Genomic DNA, 26477 nt, shown 5'->3' on the forward strand with positions numbered 1-26477 from the left:
ATCACATGCGCTGATGAAACGGCGCATGTGATTTTCAATCAGATTTAAACGCGGTCAAAGCAATGCCAAGTTTGAAGGAATATCGTAACCGTATCGCCTCCGTGAAATCCACGCGGAAGATTACGTCGGCCATGAAAATGGTGGCGGCATCCAAGCTGAAGAAGGCACAGGAACAAGCCGAAGCGAGCCAGCCTTACGCCCACGCCATGGCGGGGATGATGAGCCGCGTGGCCAAGGGCGTGATCGTCGGCCCGAACAGCCCGAAACTGCTGATCGGGACCGGTTCGGATCAGGTGCACATGATTGTTGTTGTGTCGTCCGATCGCGGTCTGTGCGGTGGGTTTAACGGCAACCTGGTGCGTCGTGTTCGCAACGATGTCCGCGGTTTGATGAACGCTGGGAAAACGGTGAAGCTGGTGTGCGTCGGTCGTAAGGCCCGCGACATCCTGCGCCGCGAATTCCCGAAAAATATCGTACACAGCTTCACCGGTCTGGCCGGTAAAAACCGTATCGGTTTTGCCGAGGCTGACGAAGTATCGCAATACATCCTGTCCCAGTTTGATGCTGGCGAATTTGATGTTTGCACGCTGATGTACAACGAATTCAAATCGGTTCTGACGCAACGCCCGGTGGGCACGCAATTGATCCCGTTCCACTTGCCGGAAGCGCAAGTCGCGAACGAGAACGCCGCCAAGGTCAGCGCCGAGGCCGATGCAACATCGCCGTATAGCTTTGAGCCGGATGAATCCGAAATTCTGAGTGCCTTGCTGCCGAAAAATTTGAGCATTCAAATTTTTGGTGCCTTGCTGGACAGCGCCGCGGGTGAACAGGCCGCACGTATGACCGCAATGGACAACGCAACGCGCAACGCTGGCGATATGATCAAGAAGCTCAGCCTGCAATATAACCGCGCACGTCAGGCGTATATTACGAAAGAGCTGATCGAAATTATTTCGGGTGCCGAGGCACTCTAATAAAAAAGAAGACCCTTTCGCGGGGCATTCATACCGGGCGTAGATCCGGGGCATCGCGAAAGAAAAAGAACATGGGAAGGGAGAACGTTATGGTTCAGACAAATGGGCTTGGGGAGTCTTTTGGTCGCTGTGCAACCGCCAATCCGGTGGAGGACAAGTTGACCGTCGTGATGCAGGCATTGGAACGGGCAGAGCGTCATATCGACGCTGTGCTGGACCCAAAGGCCAAAGCATCGCGCGACGTAAAGGTGAAGGCGTTTGCCGAATTGGTTCGCGTTCTGGATGTTATGCAGGATGCAATCGCAACGGCACCGTTCCTCACCGCGCGCACCGCGCAGGATGTTGCGGATGCCGCGTTCTATCGGGCCTTTGGCTTGATGAACAAAGAAGGAATTGACGAAGACGAAGTGCGGGCCCATGTGCACCACTTCACATCTTCAACCGGTGGGCGGATGATTTCGCCCGATTTTTCCCGCCGGTTTGATGCCTGATTTTTTAGGCGCGTGAATAAAGGGCGAAGAGTTTTTAAAAACTGGTTTTAACAACGGGCAGGAAGACGCCCTAAACGAGTGAAGGTGAAAGACGAAGCGATGACACAGGCAAAAGGAACGATCACACAGATCCTGGGCGCTGTTTTGGACGTGCAGTTCGAAGAGGGCAACGTGCCCGCCATTCTGAACGCGCTGACCACGCAGAACGACGGCAAAACGCTGGTTCTGGAAGTGGCCCAGCACTTGGGTGAAAACACCGTGCGTTGCATCGCTATGGACACGACCGATGGTCTGGTGCGTGGCCAGGAAGTTCTGGATACGGGTGATGCGATCTCCGTTCCGGTTGGTCCGGAAGTTCTGGGTCGTATTCTGGACGTTATCGGCAACCCGATCGACAACCTGCCGGCGCCGAACGCGAAAAAACGTTATCCGATTCACCGTCCGGCCCCGGAATTCGTGGATCAGGCCACCGAAGCGGAACAGCTGGTCACTGGTATTAAAGTTGTCGACTTGCTGTGCCCGTATTTGAAGGGTGGTAAAATTGGTCTGTTCGGTGGTGCCGGTGTGGGCAAAACCGTGACCATTCAGGAATTGATCAACAACATCGCAAAGGGCCACGGCGGTGTGTCCGTATTCGCCGGTGTTGGTGAACGGACCCGCGAAGGGAACGATTTGTACCACGAAATGATGGACGCTGGCGTTATCAAGCTGGACGGCGAATCCAAAGTGGGTCTGGTGTTCGGTCAGATGAACGAACCGCCGGGAGCCCGTGCCCGTGTTGCGTTGACCGGTCTGTCCATGGCCGAATATTTCCGTGACGAAGAAGGCCAAGACGTTCTGTTCTTCATGGACAACGTGTTCCGTTTCACCCAGGCCGGTGCGGAAGTGTCCGCTCTGCTGGGTCGTATCCCGTCTGCCGTGGGTTACCAGCCGACGCTGGCCACCGACATGGGTGCGCTGCAGGAACGTATTACCTCCACGAACAAGGGCTCGATTACGTCCGTTCAGGCCGTTTATGTTCCGGCTGACGACTTGACCGACCCGGCTCCGGCCACGACCTTCTCGCACTTGGATGCGACGACCGTTCTGTCCCGTCAGATTGCTGAATTGGGGATTTACCCGGCCGTTGACCCGCTGGACTCCACCTCCCGCATTCTGGACCCGCGGATTGTTGGTGAAGAACACTACAAGTGCGCGGCTGATGTTCAAAAAACGCTGCAAACGTACAAAGCGTTGCAGGACATCATTGCGATCCTGGGTATGGATGAACTGTCCGAAGAAGACAAACTGGTTGTGGCACGCGCACGGAAAATCCAGCGCTTCCTGTCCCAGCCGTTCCACGTTGCTGAAGTCTTCACCGGCGCACCGGGTAAATTCGTTCAGCTGGAAGACACCATCAAGGGCTTCCGCGCGATCGTTGACGGCAAGTATGACCACCTGCCGGAATCGGCCTTCTACATGGTTGGCACGATCGAAGAAGCCGAAGAAAAAGCCAAGAAAATGGCTGCTGAGGCTGCATAATAATGACAACGGCACCGGCGCATTCATCCCCTTTGCTGGCACAGGTTCAAACGATCCTGCGCGGTATGGGGTATGCGCCGGTTGCTGGTGACACGGGCATGTATATGCGCCCGCTCGGTTCCACGCCGTCGATTTCCGGCACGTTTTACATCGTTTCACAAAACGATGTTCAGGTGGTTGGTGAATTGCCGGTGGCCCGGGCCGTACCGCATGCACGCTTTGTCGCCGACAATGTGCAGTATCTGTTTCGCTAAGGATTTTAAAAATGGCTGATGCAACGACAAGCAACGATGTTCTGACCTTCGAACTGGTTTCGCCGGAACGCAAATTGATGTCCGGTACCGCATACCGCGTTACTATTCCTGGTGTGGAAGGGGATTTCGGTGTTCTGGCTGGTCACGCGTCCGTATTGTCCACGGTGCGCATGGGCGTGGTTGAAATTCTGGAATCCGCCTCTGCTGCGCCAGTGCGTATTTTCATCACGGGCGGTTTTGCCGATGTGACGCCGGTCAATTGCACGTTGCTGGCTGAAGAGGCCGTAAACGTCAACGATCTGGACGCCGCTAAGCTGGAACAGGATATCCGCAATTTGGGCGAAGATTTGGCCGTTGCGAAAGACACGTTTGAAAAATTCAAAATTCAACGTCGCCTGGAAGTGGCGCGGGCCAAGCTGAAAGCTGTTGCGGCATAAACAAAAACCGCGCTTTCGCAATAATAGATAGAATACGAGATAAAAGCCGGGGTCTGATAAGACCCCGGTAATTTTTTATTGACCAAAGCTTAAACGGAGCGTGCCACACTGAAAGTGAGAAGGGATAAGGCAATGGCCACTTCGATCATGTGCGTGGTGTTTCGTCCTGCGCACGATAAAAAAATTGGTGACGTATCGCGCATGATGCCGGTGATTGAGCAAGTGATCGCCGATTGCAACGGATTGAACTTTAGCGAAGATGTTTACGATTCATCCGCGTTCCGGTTTTTTCTGCCATCGGGGGCCAGTGTCTATGATGCCGACCGTGTGGTTCAGTGTCTCAACCGTTTGAATGACCGCGATGGTGGCGCGTTGCTGGAGGCTGAACAAATCAGCATCCCGGAAAAATCCGTGACGTTGGCCCGCTATCCGGTCGCTGAGCGCAATATCCTGCGTTTAGGGTGATTGTGGTTTCAACCGTTCATACGTGTCCGATACGGCGATAATGTCCTGAATAACATCATCCCACTCATCCGGGCTCAACCGGGCCCCTTGTAGATCATCGCGGGCGTTCAGGACGGCCTGATGTGCGTCGTCCACCGCGTCCCACGGGACGGAGCGGGCGTTTTCCCATTCTCTGGCCAATTCAAAAAAGCGATTACAGGCCGCATTGAAGGCGGCCGTGAGAGATTTTTTTGGCATGTGATACGCAGTCCCTGTTCATTTTATTTTTTTAAGAGTCTATCCCAAGATTGAGGGGTGCTCAATATGAAAAGAGTTGCGATATGTTAAATGCGGGGCCGGAAATTGACTCTGGCCTCTTTTGTTTTTGTGTTATTTCTGCAAAACAGAATTTCTGGGTTTTCGCGGGCCCCTTAAAAGGTTTTTTGAAAATGGAATTTATTTACGACGAACAAAGCACGCCTATTGCTCTGCTGACGCCGGAGTTGAAGGCGGAATTTGAACAAGCGGGCCTGTTTCGCATGCTCGACCCGTATTATCAGTATCCGGAGTCAACGCCGAAGGCCGCACCACGTCATCTGGTGTTGGTGGTCAAGAGCCCGAATCCGTAGACCAGAAGTCCTTAATCCCCTTGACCGCGTCGGCCAGCCCGACGCGTTCTATTTTTACGCCCTCGGGAAATGCACCGTGCAGCCGGGTGGGTAACATTGAATCCAGCATAACGAACACGCCGCGATCATCGGCGCGGCGCACCAGGCGGCCAAAGGCCTGCCGCAATTTCAACCGTGTCAGCAATTCATCATAACGGCGTTTTCCAAAGGCCTCGCGCCGGGCCTTGTGCAAAATGGTTGGGCGGGTCCATGGCACACGATCATAAACCAGCATGCGCAATGAATCGCCTGGCACATCCACGCCATCACGCACGGCATCGGTGCCCAATAAACATGCATGTGTATCGGCGCGGAAAATATCAACCAACGTGCCCGTATCCATTTCATCGACATGCTGGGCATATAGGGCGATGCCGTTATCTTCCAGCTTCGGTGCAATCCGGTCACGCACGGCGCGCAGGCGTTGAATGGCGGTGAACAATCCCAATCCGCCACCACCGGCGGCTTCGAACAAGGCCTGATACGCGCCCGCAACCTGATCCAGATCATCCTTGCGCACATCGGTAATGATATAAACGCGCGTTTGATCGGCGTAATTATACGGTGATGAAACCGCGAAGCGATGCGGGGCAGGGGTCAGCGACAATGCGCCCGTGCGTTCAATGGCCACGCGCCAATCTTCTTCGTCATCGCCCGTGCCATCGCGCAATGTTGCGGATGTAATGGCAATGCCGTGTGCCTGTGTCTTCATCGCGGCGGCGAAGGGGATCATCGGGTCGATCCAATGACGATACAGGCCAACATCAATCGCCTGTCCCTCGATCCGTTCAATTTCCATCCAATCGACAAACTGATCGTCCGCGTTTCCACTCTCAAGCGTATCCAGCATGGCGATCCACGGGCCAATCGTCATTTCGCCACGACGTTGCAGGGACGCGGCGACGGATTCCAATCGACGGCGCGTATCGGTATCCAGCGTGGCCGATTGTTCGCCCAAGCGGCGGCGCAACCGCCCGGCCAGCACCATCATCGGGGTGCGCAAATCATTCAAACGGGTTTTCAGCAAACGTGCCGCATCGCCCAGCCCATCAATCAATGGCAAGGTCGTGCATTCGAGCGAGTAGGGGCCATCCCGCCCATCCGCCCGGGCGTAAACCTGCTGGTACACCAGCGCCAGAAATTGTTCCGTCGCGCCAAAGGCGGCACGCTCCTTAAACCGCTTCGACCATCCCGGCCCGGGCAGGCTGTGCGCGGCTTGGATGATTTTCTCCAAATCTTCTTCTGCCGCGGAATCACCCGCGATCAGGTCCTCCATCCGGCGTTTCAGGCCGCGGGCGCGGCTGCGTTTGCCGCCTTCCTGCCCGAAAATCCAGCGGCGCAAATCGGCGGTTTCACGCGCGCTCAGGTTTCCGGAAAATGCCCCGTCGGCGGCGTCGAACAGGTGGTGGCCTTCGTCAAAGACATAACGATGGGGTTGGTCGTCTGGCGTGGCGGTTCCGGCCAAAGCCGTGTTGATCATGACCAGTGCATGGTTGGCGACCACAATATCCGCATGGCGGGCCTTGCGGATGGACCGTTCAACGAAGCAGCGATGATAATGGTCACAGGCGGAATGAATGCATTCCCCGCGTTTATCGGCCAACGACGTGGTGCCGCCATAGCCCAGCAAAGCGGGCAGCCAGCCGGGGAAGTCTCCGCCGCTGAGATCGCCGTCCTTGGTCGCGGAAATCCACCGCGCCATCAACCCGGCGGAGATAATCTGGGTCACATGGCGTGCGAGTGCCGCCGCATTGGCCAAATCTTCGTAATTCAGCAGGCACAGGTAATTTTCCCGCCCCTTGCGAATGGAAACGGCCCGGTCGCGCACCATCGGATCGGGGTAGAGCCGTTCCAGTTCCTGTCCGATCTGGCGTTGCAGGTTGCGTGTATAGGTGGACACCCAGACCGGCCCGCCATTCTTTTCCGCCCAGACGCTGGCCGGGGCCAGATACCCCAGCGTTTTGCCAACGCCCGTACCGGCTTCGGCCAATAAAACATGCGGTTGGTCGGCATTTTGTGCGGGCGCGAAAATGGACGCAATCTGGCCTGTGTAATCCATCTGTTGCGGGCGTGGTTCGGCGTTGCGCCCCTGTGTCAGCATACTGCGCAAACGCTCGCGCGCTTCTTCGCCGCTGACGCTGTCGTGTCCGGCGGGTGGGGGCGGCGCGCCCTCCGACCATTCCGGCAGGTTTTTCCAGATATTCAGGGCGGTGCGCGTCAAAATCTGACGGTCGGGGTCATATTCGGCATTCAGGGCGGAAAAAATATACGGCGTCCAGACCCAACCCTTGCCCTGTGCCCCCATCGCGTCGGCAATCCCGAGGAGATTCGCGCGAATCTCTTCATCTGATTCGCTGGCCCTCAGGTCGGATAAAAGCACCCGGACGGACTCGTGCAACGCCAGCGGCGCGTCCTCGGAATTCTCCCCGACATGAATGCCCAGCGCGTTCGCAATTCCAAACGGCGTGGGCACACAAAATTTTGCGGGATGAACAAATGCAAAAAGTTCGAGCACGTCATACGTGATCAGATCATCCGTCCCCAGACGATGACGCGTGTACGGTGCATGACAAACGATGACGGGACGTTTGTGAAAAATCATCCGCGCCTGGTCATGCGGGTATGATTTTATTTCGCCGTCCGGTGACAACGCAGTCGTGTTCCGCGCCGTGACCGTGATGACGGCGACGGCGGGCATGGAAACGCGTGTGCGTTTTTGTGTTTGTTCTGCGACATGTCCGGACATGATTGGACGCTATCATCCATCATCGCGCTGTTCCAGATCAAACAGCATAAAACCCCCGATTTTACGGGCCTAAATGCAAAAATCCCCGTGGGGAAGACCCACGGGGATTTTGATCACAACACCAAGGAAGAATTACTTCTTCTTGGCAGCGGTTTTGCGCTTCGTTGTGGTTTTCTTCGCAGCTACTTTTTTCGCCGGAGCTTTTTTAGCAACGGTTTTCTTAGCAGCAGCTTTTTTCGGAGCGGCTTTCTTAGCAGCGGCTTTTTTCGGAGCAGCTTTTTTCACTGTCTTCTTAGCGGCCGGCTTTTTAGCAGCAGCTTTTTTCGGAGCAGCTTTTTTCACCGTCTTTTTCACTGCCGGTTTCTTAGCAGCTACTTTTTTCTTGGCCGGAGCTTTTTTCTTCGCTGCCGGTTTCTTTGCTACGGTTTTCTTCACTGTCTTCTTTGCGGCAGGTTTCTTTGCTGCCGGCTTTTTCTTGGCTACCATTTTAGTTTCTCCCCAAGGAAGTGACATTGTCCGGTCACACGGATTGTACCAACCATTGATACGTTACCCATATAGTAACCCATTTTTTTAAAAAGAAATAAAGAAAATTACATTTTCGGAAATTGTCATCCGTGATGGTGTGACCGTGATGACACAGATGATGAGTCATTTTCATCGCGCGCATGATGCAAAAACACCCCCGGATGAATCACATCGCGGGGGTGTTTTGAATGGTGATGATGGGATCGTGATGGGGTGATGATTGATGGATGATCAGCGTGCGATCAGCACATGATAGTAGTGATAAAAATCCTGATCCAACGCATCGGCGGCATTGCCGTTCCCCCCCACGCAACCCGCAGATTTCTGCAGAATTTGCGGTGCTGTCACGGTGTTGCCCGCGGCGTATGTGCCCGTGAACGGCGTGTATGAAACCACGGTTGAAATGGGGGGCGGATTGCCGCTGGCGTCATCAATTTTCATCATGCGATTGATCCGCAAACAATCGGCTTTGCCCACCCCGGACAGGATGAAAACCAGGTCGGGTGCAGACGTGCCAACACCATCGATGGCCAGGGAGCCCGTATAAATAATTTTTTGGGTTGCGGTTGTCTTCGGCATGCCCAAACCGGCCCCGGCGGGGTCGAAAACACGGTTTTCGGCGTCGGTGCAGGCCGCAAAATCATAATCGTTGGTGGCCCAGTCATCGCTGTCGAAACAGATGTCATTCTCGCTGCCGCCCCGCGCCAGCATTTGCTGAATCGCGGTTTCCATGGCCTTGCCATCGCGCATGATCCGGGTGGCTTCGACGGTTGCGCGTTCGGTTTCCCCCGCCTGTTGGACGTTATCGCCCGTCTTGGTGATGGCGATGGTCAACGCGGTCAAAAGGGCGATGGCCAGCAGGATAAACCACAGCGCATTGCCGGATTGGCCGGATTGGGGTGTAACGGGGCTTTTACGAGGCAAAAATGGCATCATTTAAGGGGGTATCCGGGTGTTGAAAAGGGCGATAGGGCTTGCATTTTCGTATCGCATAAGCGACAAAATCAGGACCTGAAACAATTGTACCACGGTGATTTGAAAATGGGACAAAATCCAGCACAGAATTCTGAAACGACCGTAACCACAGCCGGGAACCCCCGTCTGGCGAAGCAGGTGAAGCTGGATGCCCTGAAGGCCGCCGGGATCGATCCGTATCCGCACGTTTTCCCGCGCACGCACCAAAATGGCACGCTGCAGGACATGTACAAGGACCTGCCCAACGGCACGGAAACCGATGATCATGTGGCGGTTGCGGGCCGGATCATGGCGATCCGGAACAATGGCATGTTCCTCGACCTGATGGACCCGAGCGGGAAAATGCAGGTCTTCTGCCACAAGGATTCCATGTCGGAAGAGGCCCTGTCGGTTCTCGATTATTTCGATATTGGCGACATTATCGGGGCCGAGGGCACCGTGCGCCGGACCCCGCGCGGCGAACTGTCCGTCCGCGCGAAAAAGGTCACTATGCTGACCAAATCGCTGATGCCGCTGCCGGAGAAATATCACGGCCTGACCGATGTTGAGCAGCGTTACCGCCAGCGTTACCTGGACCTGATTATGAATGATGAAAGCCGTCAGAAACTGCTGATGCGCTCGAAAATCATCTCCACCATCCGTAAATTCATGGAGGAGCATGGCGCGATCGAGGTTGAAACCCCGATGATGCACCCGATCCTGGGCGGCGCGTCGGCGAAGCCGTTCGTCACGCACCATAACGCGCTGGATGCGGACTTCTTCCTGCGTATCGCGCCGGAACTGTATTTGAAACGCTTGATCGTCGGTGGTCTGGCCGATGCGGTATTTGAAATCAACCGCAATTTCCGGAATGAAGGGATTTCCTATAAACATAATCCCGAATTCACGATGATTGAATCCTACCACGCGTATAAGGACTATTACGATGTGATGGATCTGATCGAAAAACTGGTGCAGGCCGTGGCCATGGCAGTGCACGGTACTCTGGAAATCCAATTCCAGGGGAACACCATCAATCTGGGCAGCCCGTGGGCGCGCAAGGGTATGGTTGAACTGGTGCAGGAAGAAACCGGCATCGACTTCATGCCGATGGATGCGGCCCAGGCCCATGCAGAAGCCAAAAAACTGTGTATCCATGTCGATCCGAAGGCCAACTGGGGCCAAGTGGTCGAAGCCATCTTTGGTGAGAAGGTGGAGCATAAACTGATCCAGCCGATCCACGTGATTGACCACCCGCTGGATATTTCCCCGTTGTCCAAGGTTCACCGCAACAACCCGCGTCTGGTTGAACGGTTTGAGAGCTATATCAACGGCTGGGAAATGGCCAACGCCTTTACCGAGCTGAACGACCCGAAAATTCAGCATGACCGCTTTATGGACCAGGTGGCCCAGCGCGAAGGCGGCAACGAAGAAGCCATGATGGTCGACCACGATTTCGTCACCGCACTGGAATACGGCCTGCCGCCGACGGGGGGCTGGGGAATGGGGATCGACCGTCTGACCATGATCATGACGGATTCCCACAATATCCGCGAAGTGATCGCGTTCCCGACGTTGAAACCGGAAAAATAAGGGCTTCAATGTCGATCTGTTTAAAGGCGACCAGCGATGGTCGCCTTTTTTACGTATTGTTAGGAAATTCCACGTAGGGTCGGGGGTAACTCTGCGTCAAAGATAGGGGGGCGGGCATGTCACATATGCCGACATTAAAACATAACGATATGGTCGATATCCTGACCCATGATGGGTGGAAATGTGTTGGCCAAACGGGAAGTCACGAACAATTCAAACATGACGCCAAACCGAATGTGGTGACGGTAACCAACCATGGTCCAAAAGACATTCCCTGCGGAACGGTACGCAGTATCCTGAAAACGGCTGGGCTGGACAATGTGCTGAAGCAACTGCAACACGGCGCATCCATCAAGCAACTGAGCAAGCAGATGGCCAAAGAGATGCGGGCGCATCTGGCCTAAGGGAAACGATCATGAGCAAATCTTATGTCGCGTTGATCCGCAAGGAAGAGAACACGGAATACTGGATTGATATTCCCGACGTGCCCGGGTGTGCGTCATGTGGCGACACGATTGATGCGGCCATCGCCAATTTTGAAGAGGCCTTGCAGTTCCATTTGCAAGGCATGAAAGAATCGGGTGTCTTCCTGCATGAACCACGTTCAGTTCAGGACGTCCTGCGCAGCGAAGAAGACCCGTTCATCGAATCTTATATGGTGGAGATCGATGATATGACCCCGCATCTCAAGCTTCGCTTTTCGCGCCTGTCCATTGCGTGACAATCGCATCCATCTCCGGGCGCGGGCGTTCCTCTGGTGCTTCGGATGGTGTGCCCAGATAGATAAACCCGGCAACCTGATCCTGATCCGTTTTTAAACCCAGCGCGGCCCGCACGGGTTCGCTGGTCGCATACCATTCGGTGACCCATTGGGCGCCAAAGCCCATCATGGTCGCGGCCAGAATCAAATTCTGGCACGCCGCACCAGCGGACAGGATTTGCTCCCACGCGGGGATTTTTCCCTCGCGCACATGGGACAGGACCGCGACAACCACGGGCGCGCGCAGGAAGCGTTCGGATTCCAGCTCCAGCTTGGCGGGTTCGGCATCCGGGTTGTCCTGTTTCCATGCCTGGGCCAGGATTTTTCCGAAATCGGCGCGGGCCTCCCCGGTAAAAGTCACAAAAGACCAGGGGGCCAGCTTGCCATGGTCGGGGACGCGGGCGGCAATTTGCAGAATGGTTGCCAATTGCTGGTCATTCGGTCCGGGCGCGGCCAGGGTCTTGATCTTGCAGGACCGGCGGCGCAGCAGGAATTCAATCGCGTCGGGCTGGACGGTGGCGGGCTGTGGCGTGATGGTGGTCATTCAACGCTTTCCTCTGGTCGGATGGGATAAAATCGGCAAGAATGGGAAGACTTATTCCTCGTGCCGGGCAATCATATACGTTGGCTTTGATGAAATACAATCTCTTCGAAAATTCGTTTTTTCAGGATAAACGCCGCGTGGCCTTGCTGGTTGCGGCCGGTGTTGTCTTGGGCGGGATTGTCGCGGTCGCGACCATGCCGGACCCGGTCACAAACAAAAGCCCGGTCACACATGTTTTACAACCCGTGCCCGCAGGGATGATGACGTTGCGGGGGGAGGGCACGTTGCCCGATTTACATGTCGCGCAACAAAGCGATCCTGTGCTGAAAGATATGACGACCGCTTTCGCTGCGGCTGGCGCGGTGGGGCTGTTATCCAGCGTGAATGATCTGGATAATCGCATTATGGCGTTGCTGTTCCGCTGGGGTGGCGTGGATAACGTTAATCCGGACAGTTACGGTGGCGGTATGGACGGGCGCATTATTGCCCTGTTGCAAAAAGCCGGGCAGGTGTCCGCCGACGTTCGCCCGGATATGGTGATCAAGGCGGATGAAGTCGTGCGCCTGACCCAGCGCTGGAACAACGGCTTTAATCATTTTAAAATCCGTTTGCTGGCCCAGGCCGCCGGACCGGAAGTGTTCGATGGACAGATTCGTTACGATGTTCGCAGTGACCGGCTGGATGTGACGGGGGGGTTGTCGCCGGCTTTTATGACGCAATTCGCTGGTGCGGTGCGCGGTAATCCGCAATCGGCCGCCATCATGGCGCAGTTTTTGGATTTCATCGATTCAACGCGTGGATTTGCAAATTTATCCGAAGCCGATCAGGACGCCATCATGGCCCTGTCCGCCGGAGATCAGGGAGAGTAACGATGCAAATTATTAAGGTCTGGCTGAAAATTACGGCGTTTTTGGCGGTGCTGGGCTGGGTCTTGCATTGGGCCAGTCCGGATTTTGCCGCGTGGCTGGATGGCGTATTCTCGAAAAAAGACGCGCCGATTGTGGTTGAGCAGGGCGCGCCGCAGACGGATTCCATCCCACCATCCGACGCTGGGGCGATTCGGGCCGATCAACGCGCCGATGAAAAGGATGATGCGAAACGCATTCCGCGCGCACCCTATCAATTCAATCAGTAATTGGGGCAATAAGTCTGGATTTTATTCTTCGGTCCGTTCGGCCAGGACGTAGCCCAGCCCGCGCAGTGTCGCAATTTGTACATCGGCACCTGCATCGTCCAGTTTTTTACGCAGGCGATGCACCAGAACCTCGATCGAATTTGATGACCCTTGTTCGCCGTAACTGTACAGACGGCTTTCAATCAGCTCTTTGCTGACAACCTTGCCGTTGTTCCGCATCAATTGTTCCAGCAAGTCAATTTCGCGGCGGGTCAGTTTCATAGGGGAATTGATCACGCTGGCCGTATGGGCGTTGGTGTCCAGCGCCAGATTGCCCACGGTGATCACCGCGTCCAAGGCTTGCGCCGGGCGGCGGAGCAGAGCCCGCACGCGGGCGGTCAATTCCGGCATTTCAAACGGTTTGGGCAAATAATCATCCGCGCCCAAATCCAACCCCTTAACCTTATCATCCACGCCTTGGCGCGCGGTCAGAATCAGCACGGGGATGTTTTTATTGTGTTCGCGAATTTTTTTGAGAAGGGTCAAACCATCCTGATCCGGGAGGCCCAGATCAGTGATGATCAGATCATAGCTTTGCGTGCGGACAAGGGCGAGGGCTTCATCCGCCGTGAAGGCGCAATCGCTCTCATACCCCGCCTGGTGCAGGCCAGCGGCGATGAATTGGCTTAATAATTCGTCGTCTTCGATCAATAAAAGACGCATGGATCTTTCTTACTATCATGGGCGCGCCCCACCCATCGCACTGCCATCGTCGGGGGAGAAGAAAGAAAATCCAATCTTCTTCCGCATGGCATTCAATTCGCGCGACAGTTCCAGACGCAAAATATCATCAGAAACCAATCCCAAAAACCGACCGTTTTGTTCGACCGGTATATAGGGAAATCCATTCTGGCATACTGTTTGGAAAACGTCACGGCACGATTGTTCGGCATCCACAGGGGTGGGGGCGGTGTTCATGACCTCGTCCAACGGGGTTTTTTCCGCCTCTTTCCCACTGCGCAGGACATTGCCGAGATAGCTGGCATAGGTAAAAATACCCACCAGATCGCCACGGTCCATTACCGCTACATATTGGGTTTTATAGCGGTACATCAAATCCAGCGCATCCGCGGCAGAGGCATTGTGCTCTATCCTTGGGGTTATGCTGCTCCGGACTAATTTGCCAACGGCTTTGCCGGGGCGGGTATTGGAAGAAGGGGGCATCTTGGACATTTAAAGTCTCCTGTTTTTCAATGAATTAAGGTTTTTTCCAACACCTTTTTCATAATCTTTTATTTCCTTTATGATGCGGTGCCGAACTTACGGACGACTTACCGCCTTCGAAAAACAGGATTTTTTGAAAATATTTCCATAAAAATAATTCTGTCAGTTTTCTGTCAGCTTGATCGGCGAAACTGAACATACGGTCGGATTGCCAAATACCTGTAGCGCCGCCAACCGCCCCCTCTCTCCTCGGTGGCTTACAGGTTAAACTCCGACCCCCACACTACCTGCACACACGTCTAAGCCCGGATCAGCCCCCCTGATCCGGGCTTCCTTCTTTCCGGTGTGGTTTGGTTACAATTTCGGATCGTAATTTTTCCAGTATGCCGGGCGATCTTTGCGCGGGATCGCGGCCCAGCCACGGTTGAGGACGTCATATTGCGGATCGATCCACAATCCGTTGTCCATCACCTTGCGCCCGTCGAGATAGATGATGCCATCTTTCCCATACAGCATCGTGGTGATGTCCCAGTGCAGTTTACTGCGCCCGCCATTATCGACCTTGACCGTCACGCCCTGGTATTCGGTGTAGGAATAGGGACGGCCAAGCGCCAGATGGAATGACCCGCCGATTTTTTCGACCAACAGGCCATTGGCCACATGCTGTTTCAAATGCGGGTTTGTGCCAATGCCCAATTCCCCGACAAATCGCGCGCCATCATCCATCTCAACCGCGCGTTTAAAGGCTTCAAGCCCGGCCTTTGCGTCATATTTGACCAATTCACCATTTTTAAATTCCATGGTCAGGTCTTCGATCAACGCGCCGCCATGGGAAAATTTCCCCTTGGCCACCACGATGCCGTTGACACTGTCCTTGCGCGGAGCGCTGAAAATTTCCGACCCCGGTACGTTCTTGGCGATCAGGCTGTTGCAGAACGTGAAATGCGAACCGTCATTGTCCACCAATTCCATCGACACATCGGTGCCATCATTGTTGGTGATGCGGACATGCGTGGCGGTGTTAAATTCCTGGATCAGTTTTAAATGCGCGTCACTGATCGCATCCCACGGCTGGTCACACATTTCGAAGAACAATTTGATGTAATCATTGTATGCGATGCCATCAATTTTTGAATCGTTTTCGGTGGGAATACAGGTCAACGTATAAAACACTTCGCCCGTTCCGGCCTTTTGGAAGAAGGGGGCGGTATCATGATCATAGATCTTGGCCTTGTCCGGGTTGGCGTGAACGATTTTTCGGTTCGGGGTGTTGGCGCGCACAATCATGCTTTTATTCACGCCGCCCACCATGCGCATATAATCGGCGGCCAAGGCCTTTACGCCATCGGGCGTGGCATGATTCAGCACCAGGGAATGAAAATCGCTGTCCTGGAAATAAACGCTGAACGGCACCTTGTCGCGCAGGCACCATTGCACCAGATAGGGACCAATGGCGCGCGACGTATCGCCCAAGCGCATGGTCACCACATCATGGTTTCCGGGCTTGCCGTTATACAGTTTTTTGGCCAGGGACAGGTTCAGCTTGTCTTCCACCGGCGGCGCGGTAAAGGCGGACCATCCACCTTGTGCCATGTCCTTCAAATCCGCGCGGAAGGATGATTCATGTTCCAGCCCAGCCACAACGATATAGGCCAGCCGTTGCATGTCGCTGAGCGTGGCCAGCAGGGCGTCGGTATCGGCGCGTTTGTAACTCTGGTCGATCCTGGGCAACAGGGCCTCGGCTTCGGCTTTCCACAATGACGATCCCTTGGCCAGACCTTTGATGGTTTTGACCTGGTCTTTGTAATACGGGCCCAGCGACTGGATTTTCATGGTGAATAAACTCCCTTACATATCTGGGGGGATTTTAGGCGGTTTTTGACCGTCCGTGCAAATGGCGAAAAAACAGATCTGTTTCATTTGAGTTTCTGCTTTGTTCCCCCTATATAATGCGTATGACCAAATCAGCCCCAACCACCCCCGATTCGCCCCCCGGCCCGGATTTTGTCCGGCCCTTCAAAATCGTGTCCGATTACAAACCGGCGGGGGACCAGCCGACGGCGATTGCCGAACTGGTCGCCGGAATCAATAATGGTGTGACGGATCAGGTGTTGTTGGGCGTGACCGGTTCGGGCAAGACCTTTACCATGGCCCATGTGATCGAGGCGACGCAGCGCCCGGCGCTGATCCTGGCACCCAACAAAACGCTAGCGGCGCAATTGTATGGGGAAATGCGGTCCTTCTTTCCCGAAAACGCGGTGGAATATTTCGTATCCTATTACGATTATTACCAACCCGAAGCCTATGTGCCGCGGACCGATACATTCATTGAAAAAGATTCGTCAATCAACGAACAGATTGACCGCATGCGCCACGCCGCCACCCGCGCGATTTTTGAACGGCGCGACTGCATCATCGTGGCGTCGGTATCCTGTATCTACGGTATCGGGTCCAAGGAAGATTATCAGGCGATGATCGTCGACCTGAAAAAAGGCGACCAGATCAATCGTCAGGAATTGATCCAGCAATTGATCGCCCTGCAATATAAGCGCAATGATCTGGCCTTTGAACGCGGCACGTTCCGTGTGCGCGGCGATACGGTGGAATTGTTCCCGGCGCACTATGAGGATAAAGCGTGGCGGTTCTCCCTGTTCGGGGATGAATTGGAAAACGTCACGGAATTTGATCCGTTGACGGGGGAAAAATTCCTGACGCTGAACGCCGTGCGCGTTTACGCCAACAGCCACTACATCACCCCCGGCCCGACGATGGAACAGGCCATTCGTAACATCAAAGCGGACCTGAAAATCCGTCTGGCCGAATTCCGGGAACAGGGCAAGTTGTTGGAAGCCCAACGTCTGGAGCAACGCACGCAATTCGACCTGGAAATGCTGGCCGCCACGGGCATGTGCGCGGGCATTGAAAACTATTCCCGGTATTTAACGGGCCGCGCCCCGGGCGAAGCCCCGCCGACCTTGTTCGAATATTTGCCCAAAGATGCGTTGATCTTCCTGGATGAAAGCCACGTCATGGTGCCACAAATCGGCGGCATGTATAACGGCGACCGCGCGCGGAAAACGACCTTGTCCGAATACGGGTTCCGCCTGCCATCCGCCATGGATAACCGCCCGTTGAAATTCGATGAATGGAACGCCATGCGCGGGCAAACCATTTTCGTCTCCGCCACCCCCGGTCCATGGGAATTGGAACAGACCCAGGGTGTGTTCTCCGAACAGGTGGTCCGCCCCACGGGCTTGACCGATCCGCCAGTTGAAATCCGCCCCACCACGCATCAGGTTGATGATCTGATGGGCGAATGCAAGCGCGTCGTGGCCAAGGGTGGGCGCGCGCTGGTGACGACGCTGACCAAGAAAATGGCCGAGGACCTGACCGAGTATCTGGCCGAAAACGGATTGAAGGTGCGTTACCTGCACAGCGATGTTGACACGCTGGAACGCATCGAAATTATCCGCGATTTACGTTTGGGCGCGTTTGATATTCTGGTGGGCATCAACCTGCTGCGTGAGGGATTGGATATTCCTGAATGCCATCTGGTCGCCATTCTGGATGCGGATAAAGAAGGCTTCCTGCGCTCCCGTACATCGCTGATCCAGACCATTGGCCGCGCCGCCCGAAACGTGGATGGCAAGGCGGTTTTGTACGCTGACCGCATGACCAAATCGATGCAGGCCGCGATCGACGAAACCGACCGCCGCCGCGAAAAACAAAAACTGTACAACGCCGAACACGGCATCACCCCGGAATCGGTGCGCAAGGCGATTGGCGATATTCTGGACAGCGTTTATGAACGCGGCGACCATGTCACGGTCAAACGCACCGATGTCGATGGCGAAGAACTCTCATCTCCCGCCGCCATCGCCAAGAAAATCAAAATGCTCGAAGAAAAAATGCGCACGGCCGCCTCCAACCTCGAATTCGAAGAAGCCGCCAAACTCCGCGACCATATCCGTAAGCTGGAAGCGATGGATCTGGCGGTGCGGGGGTAAGGCCAAAAATCAAAAGACCCCCCGCGTTTGCGGGAGGTCTTTAAAAAGACGATTTATGTCAATGGCGCCCTTATTTCAGCAAAGCCCGCGCCGTAACGGTCAGGGTGATTTCGCTCATCCCTGGTTCGGCGGTGGGGGCGGCGCCTTTTTCCATCATGCCGTCCGATGCCATGGCCCGCATCATCATCGGCTGCGGATAGGATGGCATGGCGGAATCGACGCTGACTTCGACCAATTCAACTTTGGTTTTGCCCAGGGCTTTGCCCGCGCGGTCGGCTTTGGTCTGCACCTTGGCCAACGCGGCTTCCATCAATGAATCGCGGGCGGTTTCGGTGGCCTCGGGGGACAGGGTGTAATTCAACCCACCCATGACCAAACCTATCGCTTGCAATTCACCGGCCAGTTCCAGCAGGGCTTGCGGGTTTTTGCCGCTGATCGTGATGCCCTGGCTGCCGCGCCATTTTTGTTCTTTCTTCGGCGTGACGCCTTTTTCAACCGGCTGCGGGTTCGGGTCGTACGGGTACACGTAATAACCGTCGGTGGATGTTTTGACATCGGTGACGGCCTTGGATTTTTCAACCGCGTTTTTCATGATCGTGTTGATTTCGTTTTGCAGGATGGCGGGATCGGTGCCCTCCATCTCCACGCGCAAATTGGCGATCAACAAATCCTGTTGCACTTCGACACGTTCGGTGGCGGCGACATTCAACAATGTTTCCCCGGCGGCGGGCAAGCGCGTGGCATCCTGTGCGAAGGCGGCGGGCGTGAAGGTGAATGTGGCCAGGGCCAGAGCGGGAAGAATGAAAGCGCGCATACGGGGTATCCTTGGTTGGTGTTGAAAGGCATAGAAATGATAGAAGCATTTCAGCCGGAGAAAAGGGCTTTTTTAAGACTTTCAATACGATAGCACCTATCCTCTTGAATATAGAGGGAAAGAGCGCATTCTTATTGGGGTCAGGAGCCCCACATGACCCGATCATTCTTCGCCCTTATTGTCACCGCGTTGATCCTTGTATCCTGTGCGCCCACCACGCGCACAGTGGGGTCCAGCTTTACCGACCCGGGATTTAAACCGGGCAGTGTCCACAGCATGGTGGTGCAGGTGAAAACTGATGATCTGGGTGAGCGTCAGGCGTTGGAGGGATCGGCGGTCGCGGCGTTGACGTCATCGGGCATATCGGCGGGACGGTCGATTGATTTATTGCCACCCACGCGTGATATCGGCGACGCCGCCAGCAAACGCAAAATCATGAACAGCGGCACCGATGCGGTTTTGGTGATTACACCCAAGCAGAAGAAGGTGGTGGAGGAGTATATCCCGCCCAGCTATTATCCCGGCCATCGTCGGTATTCCCGGTATCACAGCGGGTATGGCGATTTTTACAATGTCCCCGGCGTGATCGATGGGGGGTATTTTATCCGCGAACCTGTCGCCGCGTATGATGCAACCCTGTACGCCCTGCCGCATTACCGCACGCTTTGGACCGGGCAATTCACCATTCGCGGGTCCACCGGGGCCGATTTTAATGCGCTGGCGGGGCGGTTTGGGCCGGAACTGGTCAAACGCATGGGGGGCGACGGTATTCTGGTGCCCTAGGTGCCTTGCACCATCCGGTTTGAATTGTTTATGATGACGGGGTCATCTGAACCCGTTGCCAAAGCGATTCCCTGCCATGACGTCGAAAAAAACCGAAGACAGCCCATCCTTGCCCGCAACCGAGGCCTTTGACCCGCGTTTTGCGGGGATTGATCACCTTCCGGTCACGGACGCGTTGCAGATGCAGCTCCAGGCGCAGGCCGAAGCGATCAAAGCGGTGGACGCCGCCATCCCCGATATTGATAAGGCCGTAAAGGCCGCGACCGAAGCGCTGCGGACCAATCCGCGCGGGCGGTTGGTGTATGTCGGGGCGGGCACATCGGGCCGCATCGGCATTCAGGATGGCAGTGAACTGACCCCCACATTCAACTGGCCGACCGATCGTGTGGCCTATGTCATGGCGGGCGGGTTGAAGGCGGTATTGAAAGCGGTCGAACGCGCGGAGGATAATACACGCCGCGCCGAAGTGGCGATTATCCGTCTGAAGGTCAAACCCGGTGATGTCGTCATCGGCATGGCAGCCAGCGGCACGACGCCATTCACCATCGCGGCGTTGAAACGCGCGCGCATGTTGGGTGCCACAACGATCGGCATCGCCAACAGCGAAAATGCCCCGTTGCTGGACGCGGCGGAATTTTCCATCTGCCTGAACACGGGGGCCGAGGCGATTGCCGGGTCCACTCGGATGAAGGCCGGCACCGCGCAGAAAATCACCCTGAATATGATTTCCACGCAAATCATGATCGGCCTGAACCACGTTTATGACGGGTTGATGGTGGATATGCGCGCGACCAACGACAAATTGATGAAACGCGCCGCCCGCATGGTGCGCCATGTGACGGGATGCAACGCGAAAGAAGCCGAAATGGCCTTGAACGCGGTGCAGGGGCGGGTGAAGCCCGCGATCCTCGTCGCGCTGGGGGCTGGTGTCACATCGGCCCATGCGGCGTTGGAGCATAATGACGATAATTTGCGTGCGGCCATTCGCGCGCTGAATTTATCACCGCCGAAACCGTGAGTGTTTATTCGTGTCCATTCGTGGTTCATGAATAAAAAAGCCCCGGTTTAAACCGGGGCTTTGTGTTTGTTCGATCTTGTGTTGTTTATACGACCGTCAGCGTCACATCAATATTTCCGCGTGTCGCGTTGGAATATGGGCAAACAGTATGCGCCTTGGCGACCAGAGCCTCGGCCACCGCGCGGTCCATGCCGGGCAGGGAGATTTTCAATTCAACCTGCAACCCAAATCCACCCGGAATGGTGCCAATGCCAACATGGCCGGTGATGGATGTATCGGCGGGGACGTCAATTTTGTCTTGGCCTGCAACAAATTTCATTGCACCCAGGAAGCATGCGGAATACCCGGCGGCGAACATTTGTTCCGGGTTTACACCCGCGCCATTGCCGCCCATTTCGACGGGCTTGGCCAGCGTGACATTCAACACACCATCCGGCGTGGACGCCTTGCCATCCCGGCCACCGGTTGCGGTTGCGACAGCGGTATAAAGCAGTTTTTCGATAGCCATGGTGTTCTCCTCTATGGTTGTAAATTCCGGGATTGATGATGGGCCGATGGGGTGGGGGCGTCAAGAGGGGGTGTAAACCACGAATGGACACGAATTCACACGAATGAGATTCGTTGGAGCCATAATGCCCGTCATACCGGCGCAGGCCGGTATCCAGTGGATGGACCGTATGGACCCCGGCCTTCGCCGGGGTGACGGACAAGGACTATGATGGGTTTAGTGTGTCCCAGTGATTTTTGTACAGGGTACGGCGTGTCTTTGGCAATTTCGCAATCAAATTTTGCCATTCGTCAAATGTACCTTGATCTTTTAAAATATCGAACAGGTTCGCTGTGTCGCTATTTTTAGTGAGTGGGGTGATGTGCCGCAATTCGTTTTGATCGGTTAATGTGCCATTCAAGTAAGAAAAAACGCGCTGTATTTTCTTTAAGAAAACATGCTGCCCCAAGAGAATGTCGGCTTGAAAAAGGTCTTGTGCGGCATTGTTGAACTCGTCCGCGTTGACTGTGCTGAAGAGGGTTCGCAGGAGGTCTTTACCCTTTGCGTCTTCTTCATCGATGCGTTTTTGCAATGCATCGAGGGCCGATTGATAATCTTGTTCCGTTTTGAACCCTAAGGCCATGGTGAGCGCCGTGGTGTAATCGCGCCGCCAATCAAGCGCCTTGCTGACAATGCATTCAATTTTATCGTCACACGATTCTGCGCGTGGCGGTTCGGCGATTTCCAGTATTTTTTTGTGAATCCATGTTTTCATGGAATCAAGGGCAATGGTTTGCAGGCGGGTGGTTTTTCTTGCCATGGCTTTTCCCTGTTTTTTGTTTTTGTGTACGCAGGAAACATCCTATGGATCCCCGCTTTCGCGGGGATGACAGAAACCTAAGCGACTACGTCGCTAAGTTTTCTGTCACTTCTCATCACCCATTTTAAGGGCCGCAATAAACGCCGTCTGCGGGATTTCGACGTTGCCGTACTGGCGCATTTTCAACTTACCCTTTTTCTGCTTTTCCAGCAGTTTGCGTTTCCGGGTGGCGTCGCCGCCGTAGCATTTGGCGGTCACGTCCTTGCGGAAGGCGGAGATGTCTTCGCGGGCGATGATTTTGCCACCGATGGCGGCCTGGATCGCGATTTTGAACATCTGGCGCGGGATCAGGTCTTTCAATCGTTCGCACAGATGGCGGCCGCGGCGTTCGGCCTGGGACCGGTGGACGATCATGGCCAGCGCGTCGACGGATTCCTGGTTCACCAGAACGTCCATTTTCACCAGATCGCCTTCTTCGTACCCATCCATCTGGTAATCGAAGCTGGCGTAACCACGCGAAATGGATTTCAGGCGGTCATAGAAATCGAAAATCACTTCGTTCAGCGGCAGGCGGTAAACCAGCATGGCGCGGTTGCCGACATAGGTCAGCTCGATCTGTGATCCGCGGCGTTCCTGACACAATTGCAACAGGCTGCCCAGATATTCATCCGGGGTCAGGATGGTGGCGCGGATCCACGGTTCTTCGATCTTATCAATGCGTACAACGTCCGGCATGTCGGCGGGGTTGTACAATTCCATGATCGTTTTGTCGGTCTTGTGAATTTTATAAACAACGCTGGGTGCCGTCGGGATCAGGTCGAGGTCGAATTCACGATCCAGTCGTTCCTGAATAATCTCCATGTGCAGCAGGCCGAGGAAGCCGCAACGGAAACCCATGCCCAAGGCCTGCGAACTTTCTGGTTCGTAGTGCAACGACGCATCGTTCAGTTTCAGCTTGCCAATCGATTCCCGCAATTTTTCGAATTCGGATGAATCGACCGGGAACAGGGAACAGAACACCATCGGCACAGACGGTTTGAAGCCGGGCAGGGCCTGCGCCGCCGGTTTGCGTTCGTCCGTAATCGTGTCACCAACGTTGGTTTCGGAAATGTCCTTAATCGCCGCGGTGATGAAGCCCATTTCACCGGGGCCCAGTTCGTCGACCATCACGTGTTTCGGCGTGAAGATACCCACGCGTTCCACTTCGCGCGTGGCGCCGTTGCTCATAAACTTGATCTTCTGACCCTTGCGCAGGGTGCCATCAATCACGCGGACCAGAATGACAACGCCCAGATACGGGTCGTACCATGAATCAACCAGCAGGGCCTTGGTCGGCGCGGTCACATCACCCTTCGGCGGCGGCAGGCGTTCGCAAATGGCTTCCAGCAAATCGGTGATGTTCAAGCCCGATTTACCCGACACGCACACGGCGTCGGATGCATCAATGCCGATCACATCTTCGATCTGCGTGCGCACGCGTTCAACGTCGGCGGCGGGCAGGTCGATCTTGTTAATGACGGTGATGATTTCGTGATTGTTGTCGATGGCCTGATACACGTTGGCCAGCGTTTGCGCCTCAACCCCTTGCGTCGAGTCGACGACGAGGAGGGAGCCTTCGCACGAGGCGAGCGAGCGTGATACTTCGTATGCGAAGTCAACGTGGCCCGGCGTGTCCATCAGGTTGAGCTGGTACGTCACGCCGTCCTTGGCGGTCCAGTTCAGGCGCACGGTCTGCGCCTTGATGGTGATGCCGCGTTCGCGTTCGATCTCCATGTTATCGAGAACTTGTTCCTTCATCTCCCGCTCGGCCAGGCCGCCGCAGGTTTGAATCAGACGATCGGCCAGGGTGGATTTCCCGTGGTCGATGTGGGCGATAATCGCAAAGTTGCGAATTTCAGAAAGGGGCTTGCTCATGGCCGGGACAATAGGGATCTGGCCCCGAAAAAGCAACGATTTCCCGCGTTTATCCCCGGTCAGAATGACGGGAAAGCGGGGTTTTGAGGGGCTGGTGGCATCGGTCTGTTTATGGTAATGGTGGGGCAAAATAAAAAACCTAAGGACAGGGACCATCCAATGAAACCTTTGCCGCCGCCCCATCGGCCCGGCCAGTCATGGCAGAATCAGGCCTTTTTTGCCGCCGCGGGCTTTGCGCTCGGGCTTTGGTTGTTGCGCGGCATGGTTGGGGCGTATGACCCCGCAAATGCGGGCGGGGTGGGAATGCCGCTGGCGGAACCACTTGATTTGACTTGTATTGCTTTGGGCTCGGCGCACTACCCCGCCGTGGACCCGAAAACAATGTCATTGCTGCGCATCGAAAAACGGGCGCAGGAAACGGATATTGGGCGGGCCACAATGGCCACCGCCTTGGCGGAGGGGCTGCGTGCCTGTTTCAACCCGGCCATGGCCGTGCCGAAACCCAACGGCAACCGGACTGTCGGGGCCTATATTCTGGGCCGCCGCCGGGTGGATTTGAACCCCAGCGTGGATCCCGACATGCTGACCACAACCATGGTGCATGAAGCCCGCCACAGGGTACAGGAAGTTCTGGGCGTGAACTTTCTGGCTGAGGGCAATATCCCGGAAGCCGAGCGCATGATCGTGGCGTGGTTGACCGAAGCCGATGCGCGATTGGTGACCATTTTATCGGCGCGCGAAGCACATCGGAATGGTGACCTGAGCCAGATGGAGCGGTTGATGGCGGATTCGGCCTATCGCCCGATGATTTATGCGATGATTGCGGCTCAAGTTCAAAACCCTGATGATCGTGCCGCAGAAATGGCCGCCGCGATCAAGGCGTTTCGCCAAAGCCGCGAACTGATCGACCTGTATGATCCTGATTTCATCAAAGCCATTGTAACGTTCAGTGCGCCGTATGATCCCGCGAAACCCCGCCAGATTTTGGTGCATGACCAGATGTTGTCGAAGTTGGGCGATATGGGATCGTACGGCAATTACATGACCAGTGACCTGAAAAAATTTATCCGGGCCAGTTTCACGGATCAGGATTGGCGGGATATGAAGGCGGCGCAGGATTGTTTGCAAGACCGCAAATTGGGCAAGACAAAAGACGCATGCCCGTCATGGCCGCGCCCATCGGCGTAAGCTTTTTCCATATTTATAATGGAATTGCAAAGTTGTTGCCCCGGTGGTACATGGGGGCGGTATTTTTCTGACGAACCCAACCCAATGAGGCCCCTTATGGACCGTAAGATTCGTAATTTTGCCCTGACCTTCCCGGTGGTGATCGCCATTCTGGTTGTTGCCGTGGTGATTTATTCCGTTGTGAAACCTTCTGGCTCGGTCGCGGGGCAGGGGAGGATGGCCCATGAAGAAGTGGCCGCCAACCCGGATGTGGCTGTTGAGGAAATGGTGTGCGAATTTGACCAGTGGATCGGCAAAGAAGTGGCCGCCGCTGAAGAAGAGTTGCGCAAGCTGGGCCGCGTTGTCCGCATTTTGGGCAAGGATAGCCCGGCGACGATGGATTACCGCCATGACCGCGTCAATGTTATCCATGATGATAACGGCCAGATCATCAGCGTGACCTGTGGTTAATGCGGGGATGAGATAAAGAAAAAGCCGCTGATCATGTCAGCGGCTTTTTTTATGCGTGTGCGCGATGTGTTACATCGACGGCGTATCGTTTTTCGGTGCCGACGGGGCGGGCGTATTGGTGGCCTGCGCCGATGCGTTCAAATCCTGTCCGCCCAGATGGGTGCTGATGGCGGCCTCGGCGATCAAAGGGTGCAGGCTTTGGGCCTGTACGATATTGCCGATGACGTTGTCTTTCAGACGGTTGCTCATGATCAATCCCCTCTATTCTTTTTTATATCTTAGTGGCTGTTTTTTTTTTTTTTTTTTTTGACCGCCTCTTCCGGCTCCATCGTATCTTCGTCCACTTGCACCACCATAATCTGGTAGGTGTTTTGCATCAGCTTGGCCAGGTCACCGTGAACGGGGACGCCAAATTGGCGTACGTCGCCATCATTCATGATGAAATCCAGCTTGCTGTTCGTCATATCAAATTCCAGCCATGACAGGCGTTTGGTGAAGGGGCGGGAATGAAACACGATCAAGCGGCCCGCGTCATTCACGGCCAGTTCCAGATGAAATTTGGAATCGGTAATCTCGCTATAGGCGGGCGGCGTGATGGTATCGGTGGCCGGATTGTTAAAAAATGTCATGGGTTTTGTCTCTTTTCAAAAAGCCCGTTATCTGCGCCCATTTCACCTGAAAATAGTTAAATCATGGTGAATATGCCGATGGGTTACCCCCTTATTTTCAAGATATTGGCAAAGA

The 26477-nt window shown here is 55.1% G+C and carries 31 protein-coding genes; 17 read left to right on the forward strand and 14 right to left on the reverse strand.

The window, feature by feature from the left end; translation table 11 throughout:
- Positions 1 to 62 precede the first annotated feature (62 nt).
- From A11S_RS02825 to A11S_RS02850, 6 genes are all read left to right on the forward strand, one after another.
- Entirely contained in the window at positions 63 to 974 is a 912-nt protein-coding gene (locus A11S_RS02825; RefSeq protein WP_041802381.1) for a F0F1 ATP synthase subunit gamma, read from the forward strand.
- Between the two features lie 89 nt (positions 975 to 1063).
- Positions 1064 to 1465, forward strand: a complete 402-nt coding sequence (locus tag A11S_RS02830) for a hypothetical protein (RefSeq protein WP_081604742.1) — start codon at positions 1064 to 1066, stop codon at positions 1463 to 1465.
- Positions 1466 to 1564: 99 nt separating this feature from the next.
- Entirely contained in the window at positions 1565 to 2986 is a 1422-nt protein-coding gene (gene atpD / locus A11S_RS02835) for a F0F1 ATP synthase subunit beta (protein ID WP_041802886.1), read from the forward strand.
- Between the two features lie 2 nt (positions 2987 to 2988).
- On the forward strand, positions 2989 to 3240 hold the full coding sequence (locus A11S_RS02840) for a hypothetical protein (protein WP_015466971.1): 252 nt from the start codon (positions 2989 to 2991) through the stop codon (positions 3238 to 3240).
- A gap of 11 nt (positions 3241 to 3251) precedes the next feature.
- Positions 3252 to 3677, forward strand: a complete 426-nt coding sequence (gene atpC / locus A11S_RS02845) for an ATP synthase F1 subunit epsilon (RefSeq protein ID WP_015466972.1) — start codon at positions 3252 to 3254, stop codon at positions 3675 to 3677.
- Positions 3678 to 3809: 132 nt separating this feature from the next.
- Positions 3810 to 4142 (forward strand): hypothetical protein, encoded by a 333-nt coding sequence (locus A11S_RS02850; RefSeq protein WP_015466973.1) that lies wholly within the window; start codon positions 3810 to 3812, stop codon positions 4140 to 4142.
- Here the strand turns inward: A11S_RS02850 and A11S_RS02855 are convergent.
- On the reverse strand, positions 4134 to 4379 hold the full coding sequence (locus A11S_RS02855; protein ID WP_041802383.1) for a hypothetical protein: 246 nt from the start codon (positions 4377 to 4379) through the stop codon (positions 4134 to 4136). The genes A11S_RS02850 and A11S_RS02855 overlap by 9 nt on opposite strands.
- 83 nt (positions 4380 to 4462) lie before the next feature.
- Between A11S_RS02855 and A11S_RS02860 the strand changes: the two genes are divergently transcribed.
- Complete coding sequence (locus tag A11S_RS02860) at positions 4463 to 4750, forward strand: hypothetical protein (protein ID WP_041802386.1); 288 nt, start codon at positions 4463 to 4465, stop codon at positions 4748 to 4750.
- Here the strand turns inward: A11S_RS02860 and A11S_RS02865 are convergent.
- The 3 genes from A11S_RS02865 to A11S_RS02875 all read right to left on the reverse strand — a co-directional run bounded on the left by A11S_RS02865 (position 4731) and on the right by A11S_RS02875 (position 8999).
- The gene (locus A11S_RS02865; protein WP_015466976.1) at positions 4731 to 7535 is read right to left on the reverse strand and encodes an ATP-dependent DNA helicase; all 2805 of its coding nucleotides are present in this window, start codon (positions 7533 to 7535) and stop codon (positions 4731 to 4733) included. The two genes, A11S_RS02860 and A11S_RS02865, sit on opposite strands and share 20 nt — an antisense overlap.
- A 132-nt stretch (positions 7536 to 7667) precedes the next feature.
- A complete protein-coding gene (locus A11S_RS02870) occupies positions 7668 to 8021 on the reverse strand; it encodes a histone H1-like repetitive region-containing protein (RefSeq protein WP_015466977.1) in 354 nt (117 codons plus the stop codon).
- A 273-nt stretch (positions 8022 to 8294) separates the two neighbouring features.
- Positions 8295 to 8999, reverse strand: coding sequence for a hypothetical protein (locus tag A11S_RS02875; RefSeq protein WP_015466979.1), 705 nt, complete (start codon positions 8997 to 8999; stop codon positions 8295 to 8297).
- A 105-nt stretch (positions 9000 to 9104) separates the two neighbouring features.
- On the opposite strand from A11S_RS02875, the gene lysS reads away from it, so the two are divergent.
- The 3 genes from lysS to A11S_RS02890 all read left to right on the forward strand — a co-directional run bounded on the left by lysS (position 9105) and on the right by A11S_RS02890 (position 11331).
- Entirely contained in the window at positions 9105 to 10610 is a 1506-nt protein-coding gene (gene lysS, locus A11S_RS02880; RefSeq protein WP_235068062.1) for a lysine--tRNA ligase, read from the forward strand.
- A gap of 116 nt (positions 10611 to 10726) precedes the next feature.
- Positions 10727 to 11014, forward strand: coding sequence for a type II toxin-antitoxin system HicA family toxin (locus A11S_RS02885; protein ID WP_235068072.1), 288 nt, complete (start codon positions 10727 to 10729; stop codon positions 11012 to 11014).
- Positions 11015 to 11025: 11 nt separating this feature from the next.
- On the forward strand, positions 11026 to 11331 hold the full coding sequence (locus A11S_RS02890) for a type II toxin-antitoxin system HicB family antitoxin (protein ID WP_015466982.1): 306 nt from the start codon (positions 11026 to 11028) through the stop codon (positions 11329 to 11331).
- On the opposite strand, the gene A11S_RS02895 is transcribed toward A11S_RS02890, so the two are convergent.
- Positions 11297 to 11914 (reverse strand): nitroreductase family protein, encoded by a 618-nt coding sequence (locus A11S_RS02895; protein ID WP_015466983.1) that lies wholly within the window; start codon positions 11912 to 11914, stop codon positions 11297 to 11299. The two genes, A11S_RS02890 and A11S_RS02895, sit on opposite strands and share 35 nt — an antisense overlap.
- An 89-nt stretch (positions 11915 to 12003) precedes the next feature.
- Between A11S_RS02895 and A11S_RS02900 the strand changes: the two genes are divergently transcribed.
- Together A11S_RS02900 and A11S_RS02905 are read left to right on the forward strand one after the other, a co-directional pair.
- Complete coding sequence (locus tag A11S_RS02900; protein ID WP_015466984.1) at positions 12004 to 12783, forward strand: hypothetical protein; 780 nt, start codon at positions 12004 to 12006, stop codon at positions 12781 to 12783.
- Positions 12784 to 12785: 2 nt separating this feature from the next.
- Positions 12786 to 13049, forward strand: coding sequence for a hypothetical protein (locus A11S_RS02905; RefSeq protein WP_015466985.1), 264 nt, complete (start codon positions 12786 to 12788; stop codon positions 13047 to 13049).
- A gap of 21 nt (positions 13050 to 13070) precedes the next feature.
- Here A11S_RS02905 and A11S_RS02910 read toward each other — a convergent pair whose 3' ends face one another.
- The 3 genes from A11S_RS02910 to A11S_RS02920 all read right to left on the reverse strand — a co-directional run bounded on the left by A11S_RS02910 (position 13071) and on the right by A11S_RS02920 (position 16085).
- Positions 13071 to 13751 carry a response regulator transcription factor gene (locus tag A11S_RS02910; RefSeq protein ID WP_015466986.1) on the reverse strand — a complete coding sequence of 227 codons (681 nt, stop codon included), beginning with the start codon at positions 13749 to 13751 and terminating at the stop codon, positions 13071 to 13073.
- Between the two features lie 15 nt (positions 13752 to 13766).
- Positions 13767 to 14261, reverse strand: a complete 495-nt coding sequence (locus A11S_RS02915; protein WP_158497187.1) for a CBS domain-containing protein — start codon at positions 14259 to 14261, stop codon at positions 13767 to 13769.
- A gap of 345 nt (positions 14262 to 14606) precedes the next feature.
- Entirely contained in the window at positions 14607 to 16085 is a 1479-nt protein-coding gene (locus tag A11S_RS02920) for an aminopeptidase (protein ID WP_015466988.1), read from the reverse strand.
- A gap of 122 nt (positions 16086 to 16207) precedes the next feature.
- Between A11S_RS02920 and uvrB the strand changes: the two genes are divergently transcribed.
- Positions 16208 to 18259, forward strand: coding sequence for an excinuclease ABC subunit UvrB (gene uvrB / locus A11S_RS02925; RefSeq protein ID WP_148285090.1), 2052 nt, complete (start codon positions 16208 to 16210; stop codon positions 18257 to 18259).
- Between the two features lie 70 nt (positions 18260 to 18329).
- Here the strand turns inward: uvrB and A11S_RS02930 are convergent, their stop codons facing one another.
- Positions 18330 to 19073, reverse strand: a complete 744-nt coding sequence (locus A11S_RS02930) for an SIMPL domain-containing protein (RefSeq protein ID WP_015466990.1) — start codon at positions 19071 to 19073, stop codon at positions 18330 to 18332.
- Between the two features lie 153 nt (positions 19074 to 19226).
- On the opposite strand from A11S_RS02930, the gene A11S_RS02935 reads away from it, so the two are divergent.
- Positions 19227 to 19856: a hypothetical protein gene (locus tag A11S_RS02935; protein ID WP_015466991.1), complete on the forward strand. Its 630-nt coding sequence runs from the start codon at positions 19227 to 19229 to the stop codon at positions 19854 to 19856.
- A 76-nt stretch (positions 19857 to 19932) separates the two neighbouring features.
- Complete coding sequence (locus tag A11S_RS02940) at positions 19933 to 20874, forward strand: N-acetylmuramic acid 6-phosphate etherase (RefSeq protein WP_015466992.1); 942 nt, start codon at positions 19933 to 19935, stop codon at positions 20872 to 20874.
- A gap of 85 nt (positions 20875 to 20959) precedes the next feature.
- Here A11S_RS02940 and A11S_RS02945 read toward each other — a convergent pair whose 3' ends face one another.
- The 3 genes from A11S_RS02945 to lepA form a co-directional block, all read right to left on the reverse strand.
- A complete protein-coding gene (locus A11S_RS02945; protein WP_015466993.1) occupies positions 20960 to 21382 on the reverse strand; it encodes an organic hydroperoxide resistance protein in 423 nt (140 codons plus the stop codon).
- A gap of 205 nt (positions 21383 to 21587) precedes the next feature.
- On the reverse strand, positions 21588 to 22181 hold the full coding sequence (locus tag A11S_RS02950; protein WP_015466994.1) for a hypothetical protein: 594 nt from the start codon (positions 22179 to 22181) through the stop codon (positions 21588 to 21590).
- 105 nt (positions 22182 to 22286) lie between these two features.
- Positions 22287 to 24095, reverse strand: a complete 1809-nt coding sequence (lepA, locus tag A11S_RS02955) for a translation elongation factor 4 (RefSeq protein ID WP_041802892.1) — start codon at positions 24093 to 24095, stop codon at positions 22287 to 22289.
- A 159-nt stretch (positions 24096 to 24254) separates the two neighbouring features.
- Here lepA and A11S_RS02960 point away from each other — a divergent pair, with 159 nt between their 5' ends.
- Together A11S_RS02960 and A11S_RS02965 are read left to right on the forward strand one after the other, a co-directional pair.
- Positions 24255 to 25283, forward strand: coding sequence for a DUF6782 family putative metallopeptidase (locus tag A11S_RS02960; protein WP_015466996.1), 1029 nt, complete (start codon positions 24255 to 24257; stop codon positions 25281 to 25283).
- 96 nt (positions 25284 to 25379) lie between these two features.
- On the forward strand, positions 25380 to 25733 hold the full coding sequence (locus A11S_RS02965) for an I78 family peptidase inhibitor (protein WP_015466997.1): 354 nt from the start codon (positions 25380 to 25382) through the stop codon (positions 25731 to 25733).
- 69 nt (positions 25734 to 25802) lie between these two features.
- Here A11S_RS02965 and A11S_RS02970 read toward each other — a convergent pair whose 3' ends face one another.
- Together A11S_RS02970 and A11S_RS02975 are read right to left on the reverse strand one after the other, a co-directional pair.
- Positions 25803 to 25982, reverse strand: coding sequence for a hypothetical protein (locus A11S_RS02970; RefSeq protein ID WP_015466998.1), 180 nt, complete (start codon positions 25980 to 25982; stop codon positions 25803 to 25805).
- A gap of 29 nt (positions 25983 to 26011) precedes the next feature.
- Entirely contained in the window at positions 26012 to 26362 is a 351-nt protein-coding gene (locus A11S_RS02975) for a hypothetical protein (RefSeq protein ID WP_015466999.1), read from the reverse strand.
- Positions 26363 to 26477 lie beyond the last annotated feature (115 nt).

This window comes from Micavibrio aeruginosavorus EPB (assembly GCF_000348745.1).
In the GTDB taxonomy this organism is placed as follows: Bacteria; Pseudomonadota; Alphaproteobacteria; order Micavibrionales; family Micavibrionaceae; genus Micavibrio; species Micavibrio aeruginosavorus_A.

Excerpts from the sequence above, each read along its gene's own strand:
- A11S_RS02825 (WP_041802381.1), top strand. The coding sequence starts at position 63 with ATGCCAAGTTTGAAGGAATATCGTAACCGTATCGCCTCCGTGAAATCC.
- A11S_RS02830 (WP_081604742.1), top strand. The coding sequence starts at position 1,064 with ATGGTTCAGACAAATGGGCTTGGGGAGTCTTTTGGTCGCTGTGCAACC.
- atpD (WP_041802886.1), top strand. The coding sequence starts at position 1,565 with ATGACACAGGCAAAAGGAACGATCACACAGATCCTGGGCGCTGTTTTG.
- A11S_RS02840 (WP_015466971.1), top strand. The coding sequence starts at position 2,989 with ATGACAACGGCACCGGCGCATTCATCCCCTTTGCTGGCACAGGTTCAA.
- atpC (WP_015466972.1), top strand. The coding sequence starts at position 3,252 with ATGGCTGATGCAACGACAAGCAACGATGTTCTGACCTTCGAACTGGTT.
- A11S_RS02850 (WP_015466973.1), top strand. The coding sequence starts at position 3,810 with ATGGCCACTTCGATCATGTGCGTGGTGTTTCGTCCTGCGCACGATAAA.
- A11S_RS02855 (WP_041802383.1), bottom strand. The coding sequence starts at position 4,379 with ATGCCAAAAAAATCTCTCACGGCCGCCTTCAATGCGGCCTGTAATCGC.
- A11S_RS02860 (WP_041802386.1), top strand. The coding sequence starts at position 4,463 with ATGTTAAATGCGGGGCCGGAAATTGACTCTGGCCTCTTTTGTTTTTGT.
- A11S_RS02865 (WP_015466976.1), bottom strand. The coding sequence starts at position 7,535 with ATGTCCGGACATGTCGCAGAACAAACACAAAAACGCACACGCGTTTCC.
- A11S_RS02870 (WP_015466977.1), bottom strand. The coding sequence starts at position 8,021 with ATGGTAGCCAAGAAAAAGCCGGCAGCAAAGAAACCTGCCGCAAAGAAG.
- A11S_RS02875 (WP_015466979.1), bottom strand. The coding sequence starts at position 8,999 with ATGATGCCATTTTTGCCTCGTAAAAGCCCCGTTACACCCCAATCCGGC.
- lysS (WP_235068062.1), top strand. The coding sequence starts at position 9,105 with ATGGGACAAAATCCAGCACAGAATTCTGAAACGACCGTAACCACAGCC.
- A11S_RS02885 (WP_235068072.1), top strand. The coding sequence starts at position 10,727 with ATGTCACATATGCCGACATTAAAACATAACGATATGGTCGATATCCTG.
- A11S_RS02890 (WP_015466982.1), top strand. The coding sequence starts at position 11,026 with ATGAGCAAATCTTATGTCGCGTTGATCCGCAAGGAAGAGAACACGGAA.
- A11S_RS02895 (WP_015466983.1), bottom strand. The coding sequence starts at position 11,914 with ATGACCACCATCACGCCACAGCCCGCCACCGTCCAGCCCGACGCGATT.
- A11S_RS02900 (WP_015466984.1), top strand. The coding sequence starts at position 12,004 with ATGAAATACAATCTCTTCGAAAATTCGTTTTTTCAGGATAAACGCCGC.
- A11S_RS02905 (WP_015466985.1), top strand. The coding sequence starts at position 12,786 with ATGCAAATTATTAAGGTCTGGCTGAAAATTACGGCGTTTTTGGCGGTG.
- A11S_RS02910 (WP_015466986.1), bottom strand. The coding sequence starts at position 13,751 with ATGCGTCTTTTATTGATCGAAGACGACGAATTATTAAGCCAATTCATC.
- A11S_RS02915 (WP_158497187.1), bottom strand. The coding sequence starts at position 14,261 with ATGTCCAAGATGCCCCCTTCTTCCAATACCCGCCCCGGCAAAGCCGTT.
- A11S_RS02920 (WP_015466988.1), bottom strand. The coding sequence starts at position 16,085 with ATGAAAATCCAGTCGCTGGGCCCGTATTACAAAGACCAGGTCAAAACC.
- uvrB (WP_148285090.1), top strand. The coding sequence starts at position 16,208 with ATGACCAAATCAGCCCCAACCACCCCCGATTCGCCCCCCGGCCCGGAT.
- A11S_RS02930 (WP_015466990.1), bottom strand. The coding sequence starts at position 19,073 with ATGCGCGCTTTCATTCTTCCCGCTCTGGCCCTGGCCACATTCACCTTC.
- A11S_RS02935 (WP_015466991.1), top strand. The coding sequence starts at position 19,227 with ATGACCCGATCATTCTTCGCCCTTATTGTCACCGCGTTGATCCTTGTA.
- A11S_RS02940 (WP_015466992.1), top strand. The coding sequence starts at position 19,933 with ATGACGTCGAAAAAAACCGAAGACAGCCCATCCTTGCCCGCAACCGAG.
- A11S_RS02945 (WP_015466993.1), bottom strand. The coding sequence starts at position 21,382 with ATGGCTATCGAAAAACTGCTTTATACCGCTGTCGCAACCGCAACCGGT.
- A11S_RS02950 (WP_015466994.1), bottom strand. The coding sequence starts at position 22,181 with ATGGCAAGAAAAACCACCCGCCTGCAAACCATTGCCCTTGATTCCATG.
- lepA (WP_041802892.1), bottom strand. The coding sequence starts at position 24,095 with ATGAGCAAGCCCCTTTCTGAAATTCGCAACTTTGCGATTATCGCCCAC.
- A11S_RS02960 (WP_015466996.1), top strand. The coding sequence starts at position 24,255 with ATGAAACCTTTGCCGCCGCCCCATCGGCCCGGCCAGTCATGGCAGAAT.
- A11S_RS02965 (WP_015466997.1), top strand. The coding sequence starts at position 25,380 with ATGGACCGTAAGATTCGTAATTTTGCCCTGACCTTCCCGGTGGTGATC.
- A11S_RS02970 (WP_015466998.1), bottom strand. The coding sequence starts at position 25,982 with ATGAGCAACCGTCTGAAAGACAACGTCATCGGCAATATCGTACAGGCC.
- A11S_RS02975 (WP_015466999.1), bottom strand. The coding sequence starts at position 26,362 with ATGACATTTTTTAACAATCCGGCCACCGATACCATCACGCCGCCCGCC.